Origin of the sequence: Desulfofundulus salinus, assembly GCF_003627965.1 — a bacterium.
GTDB lineage: Bacteria > Bacillota > Desulfotomaculia > Desulfotomaculales > Desulfovirgulaceae > Desulfofundulus > Desulfofundulus salinus.
This window is the reverse complement of the sequence record NZ_RBWE01000001.1, coordinates 2266369-2271227: the sequence shown is the minus strand read 5'-3', so window position 1 is coordinate 2271227 and position 4859 is coordinate 2266369. Positions and strand designations below refer to the sequence as shown.

At 52.9% G+C, this 4859-nt stretch carries 5 protein-coding genes and 1 pseudogene; 5 read left to right on the top strand and 1 reads right to left on the bottom strand.

From position 1 onward, the window contains the following. The first annotated feature begins 27 nt into the window (after window positions 1–27). The 5 genes and pseudogenes from tnpC to D7024_RS15435 all read left to right on the top strand — a co-directional run bounded on the left by tnpC (window position 28) and on the right by D7024_RS15435 (window position 4364). Window positions 28–1598 (top strand): annotated as a pseudogene (tnpC, locus tag D7024_RS11620) (IS66 family transposase). 393 nt (window positions 1599–1991) lie between these two features. Next, complete coding sequence (locus tag D7024_RS11615; protein WP_121451952.1) at window positions 1992–2681, top strand: DUF1538 domain-containing protein; 690 nt, start codon at window positions 1992–1994, stop codon at window positions 2679–2681. Then, on the top strand, window positions 2678–3427 hold the full coding sequence (locus tag D7024_RS11610) for a DUF1538 domain-containing protein (RefSeq protein WP_121451951.1): 750 nt from the start codon (window positions 2678–2680) through the stop codon (window positions 3425–3427). Before D7024_RS11615 ends, D7024_RS11610 begins: the two co-directional genes overlap by 4 nt. Next, the gene (locus D7024_RS11605) at window positions 3414–4142 is read left to right on the top strand and encodes a P-II family nitrogen regulator (protein ID WP_207666929.1); all 729 of its coding nucleotides are present in this window, start codon (window positions 3414–3416) and stop codon (window positions 4140–4142) included. The genes D7024_RS11610 and D7024_RS11605 overlap by 14 nt, the downstream gene beginning before the upstream one ends. Window positions 4143–4235: 93 nt before the next feature. After that, window positions 4236–4364 carry a hypothetical protein gene (locus D7024_RS15435; protein WP_279221002.1) on the top strand — a complete coding sequence of 43 codons (129 nt, stop codon included), beginning with the start codon at window positions 4236–4238 and terminating at the stop codon, window positions 4362–4364. A gap of 46 nt (window positions 4365–4410) precedes the next feature. Here the strand turns inward: D7024_RS15435 and D7024_RS11595 are convergent. Then, a partial coding sequence (locus D7024_RS11595; RefSeq protein WP_243113768.1) for an MgtC/SapB family protein occupies window positions 4411–4859 on the bottom strand: 449 nt, incomplete at its 5' end.

The window sequence follows — 4859 nt, the reverse complement described above, 5'->3', positions numbered from 1 at the left end:
AACACTACTTCGCAATCTATCGCTGCCATGAATATAGAAGAGCTGCAAAGCCGCTGTCTACAGCTGGAAGAGCAGTGTAGATGGCTGGAACAACAGAATGCCGAGCTGACCGCTAAACTGAATTGGTTTATGGAGCAGTTTCGTTTAAGCAAGAAGCGGCAATTCGGTGTTTCCAGCGAACGGACCAGGTCTTTAGAAGAAGAGCAGCTCTCGCTTTTTAACGAAGCGGAAGTGGAAGCCCGGCCTGAGGCAGTAGAACCTGATTTGGAAACCATCACCTACCAGCGCTGCAAAGGGCGCAGTCGCCGGGAGATGAACCTGGAAAACCTGCCGGTAGAAGTGTAGAGCACCGCCTGCCGGAAGAAGAACGGGTCTGCCCGTGCTGCGGTGGTCCTTTGCATGAGATGAGCACTGAAATACGGCAGGAACTAAAAGTAATCCCGGCCCAGGTGAAAGTGGTTAAACATGTGCGCTACGTCTATTCCTGCCGCCGCTGCGAGCGGGAAGAGATAAGTACTCCCGTTATCACGGCACCTATTCCGGCACCCATACTTCCCGGCAGCCCGGTATCTCCCTCCCTCCTGGCCTACATCATGACCCAGAAATACGGGGCAGGCCTGCCCCTCTACCGCCAGGAGCAGCAGTTTAAGGGTTTGGGGATAGACCTTTCCCGGCAGACAATGGCCAACTGGGTGCTCCATGGAGCCAACACCTGGCTAACCCATATTTATGACCGCCTCCATGAACACCTGCTTAAAAGAGATATCCTCCATGCCGACGAGACGACCTTACAGGTGCTCCAGGAACCCGGGAGGGAAGCTGCTACCAAATCATATCTCTGGCTTTACCGTACCGGGCGGGACGGACCATCAATCATCCTTTGCGAATACCAGACCACCCGGGCCGGCAAACATCCCCGCCGCTTCCTGGCAGGTTTTAAGGGGTATTTACACGTTGACGGCTATGCTGGCTACAATGAGCTTTCGGATGTTACCCTGGTCGGCTGCTGGGCCCACGCCCGTCGCAAGTTTGATGAAGCCTTAAATGCCCTGCCGGAAGATAAACGCAATAAAGCAGTAGCCGCCCGGGAGGGGCTGGAGTTCTGCAACCGGCTCTTTGCCATTGAGCGCGAGTTGAAAGAGGCAACACCGGAAGAACGCTATCAAATTCGCCAGGTGCGCAGCCGGCCTGTGCTGGACGCCTTTTTGGCGTGGCTAAAAAAACAGAAAACGCAGGTACTGCCCAAAAGTTCCTTTGGGCAGGCGGTTTACTATTGCCTGGGCCAGTGGGATAAACTGACCGCTTTTTTGCAAGACGGGCGTTTGGAACTCGATAACAACCGGAGTGAACGTTCCATCAAGCCCTTCGTCATCGGCCGCAAGAACTGGTTGTTTGCCAACACCCCGCGGGGTGCCAAAGCCAGCGCCATTATCTACAGCATCATAGAAACAGCCAAAGAAAACGGGTTAAATCCCTTCCAGTACCTCATTCACCTCTTCGAAAAACTCCCCAACCTGGACCTCCAGGACAAAGATGCCCTGGATCAACTCCTGCCGTGGTCGGAAACTTTGCCTCCTGTATGCCGGATGAATAATTAGCATGTTTTAGCCCCCACCTTGAATGCAAGGGGGGGTATTTTACGCTTACGGGTTTGCCTGATGCGGAAAAGACGTTTTGTATAATTGGAGCCGCCGCGAGTAAAACCGGGGCACATCCCGGAAACACTTTATCTGTACGCTGGAGGGGAGTTTACCTCCCCTTTTTATTTTCCCGTCTTTCAGCAGCTTACACAGTACCCGGAGTGCATACCCGCCATGTGGTTGCTAGTTATTCCTTTTTTGACCACTGGATTGATAAATTAAAGATACAAATGATATAATTTTCATTGGTAACGTATTAAATTTTTTTATGGGTTCCCTTTTTTATGGGTTCCCTGGTTGAGCTTGCAGCGTGAATGTTCAGGGTAAAAACATAAAAGAAAGGATGAGGTCATGAAAGATATTAAGGGCACTGTGCTGGAAGTTGTTCTGGCTGTTTTACCGGTTACTGTATTTGTGCTCATCCTGCAGGCAGTGCTCCGGTTACCTTCTCTGGTTATGGCGCAGTTTTTGATCGGGGTGGTCATGGTCACCATTGGCTTGATATTCTTCCTGGTGGGCATTCATCTGGGAATGCTGCAAATTGGTGAAGCCACCGGTTCGGCGCTCTCCAGAATTGGTAGGGTCTGGATTCTGGTCCTCTTCGGTTTTCTTTTCAGTTTTGTGGTGACTGTGGCCGAGCCGGATGTCAGGGTTCTGGCCACCCAGGTGGATGCAGTATCCGGGGGAGCCATCTCCAAAGATCTTTTAATTATCTTTGTCGCTCTGGGCGTGGCCATATTTGTGGGACTGGCCATATTGCGGGTGGTTCTGGGTGTTCCCCTGCATCATCTTTTGCTTGCCAGTTACGCCCTGGTCTTCATCCTGGCCGTGCTCGCCCCCGCCGAATTCAGGGCCGTTTCTCTGGATGCCGGCGGCGTTACCACAGGCCCGATGACGGTGCCGTTTGTTCTTGCCCTGGGTGTGGGGGTTGCATCTGTTCTGGGGGGTAGAAGCACTTCCGCCGATGGATTCGGCTACGTGGCTCTGGGCTCTGTTGGGCCCATCTTATCCGTGCTGTTGCTGGGAGTGATTTATGGTTGAATGAACTTAAAGTATTTGACGGTTTTGGCCACGTTCTGCTGGAGGTGGCCGTTGCACTGGCTCCTCTCCTGCTGTTATTTTTGATTCTGCAGGTCTGGTTGCTGAAGTTCAGCAGAAGGAGATTTATTAGAGTTTTAAAAGGTTTCGTGCTGACCTTCCTGGGGTTGTCCTTTTTCCTGCAGGGCGTTTACGTGGGTTTCCTGCCCGTGGGAGAAATAATCGGGAAAACCATGGGTAGCCTGGAGTTCGGCTGGTTAATCATACCGGCTGGTTTTTTAATGGGTTTTGTAGCTACGTTTGCCGAACCTGCCGTCCGTGTGTTAAATTATGAGGTGGAGAAGGCATCGGGGGGTTATATTCCCCAGCAGGTAATGCTTTATACGGTATCGCTGGGGGTGGCCGCCTCCATTGCCCTGTCGCTGTGGAAAGTCTGGCTAGGAATTCCTCTGTGGTACCTGGTAATTCCGGGCTACCTGCTTGCTTTCATACTGGCGCGTTTTTCATCCCCTTCCTTTGTGGCCATAGCTTTTGATTCGGGGGGAGTGGCCACCGGGCCGATGACCGTGACTTTTATATTAACCATGGTTCTGGGCTTTGCCTCGGCTTTAGAGGGCCGTGATCCCTTAACCGAAGGGTTCGGGATGATTGCTATGGTAGCGCTTTCTCCCATTCTGGCAGTTTTATCTTTAGGTCTGCTCTTTAGCAGAAAGGAGAAGCAGGATGAACGCTATCATGCGGAAGTATAAGCTGTTGATAGCCGTTGTGAACTATGGCGTGGCCAGAAAGACGGTAAAGGCGGCAAAGAAGGCCGGGGCTGAAGGCGGGACCACTCTTTTGGGCGAAGGTACGGGGGGCCATCAAGTTTCGGAGATTCTGGGGATCGAACTAGAGCCGGAAAAGGAAATTATTCTTATACTGGTGGATGAAAGCAAGCTGGACGTTGTGCTGCAGGCCGTAATTTCTGCTGCCAGGTTGGATAAACCCGGCCGCGGGATAGCTTTTGTTCTCGACGTGAGCCGGGTGGCCGGTATCTGTCACCTGGGTACCCCCGCTGTACCACCTGAGCAGAATCCGGGAGGAATGGAAATGATAAAGGATGGCGAAGAGGTTTTATACGATTTAATTGTGACCATCGTTAACAAGGGTGATTCGGAAAAAGTGGTTGATGCTTCAAGAAAAGTCGGTGCGGAAGGGGGAACCATACTTTTCGGCCGCGGCACGGGAATTCACGAGAACGCCAAATTGTTCGGTATTCCTATTGAGCCTGAGAAGGAAATCATTTTAACTTTGATTGAACGTCCAAAGAGCGGCAAGGTTTTGGAAGCCATTGTCAATGAAACAGACCTGAATAAGCCCGGAAAGGGCATTGTCTTTGTGCTGGAGGTTGAGAGGGTGGCTGGTATTAATCGCCAGCTCAACAGGATGGTAAGAAAGATGCTTTCTGAAAGTAACCCGCGTTAGTATGTTATGTATAACCACCGGGCTACTTTTATTATCAACCCTCAGGGCCGCGTAGAATACTACTGCGTGTACCCCCGGGAGGTGGGCAGGAACGTGGACGAGATCATCCGCGTTCTCCAGGCCATTCAGTATGCTGCCGCCACGGGTGAAGGTGTGCCGGCCCAGTGGCAGCCGGGCCAGCCGGGGATAAGGCGGGACTTTGAATGGGTCGGGACAATATAAAATACCGCAGGCATTTTCCCCGCCCGGTTTTACGGCGGGCTTTTTTTTACTCTTCGCCCGGGTCGTCCAGGCCCCATCTCCGGAGAAGGCGGTTCAATTTCAGGGTAAGGTACCCCAGCACTGCCGCCACCAGGCTGGGGACGTACAGGCCTGCGCCTATGCCCGTCCCCAGCCCGGCGGTAAGCCAGATGCTGGCGGCGGTGGTCAGGCCGCGGATGTGGTCCTGGTCCTTGAAGATAATGCCGCCGCCGATAAATCCTACACCGGTGACAATTTGCGCGGCTATGCGTGCCGGGTCCCCCGGCTGGTAGGGGGTTGTTCCCAACAGGGACATGAACCCGTAGCTGCTGATTAAAGTGAACAGGGCGGACCCCAGGCAGACCAGGGTATGGGTGCGCACTCCAGCGGGCTTGTGGCGTATTTCCCTCTCCAGGCCGATGAAAAATCCCACTAAAAAGGCCAGCAGCAGCCTGGCAATCATTTCTTGCAGACTGA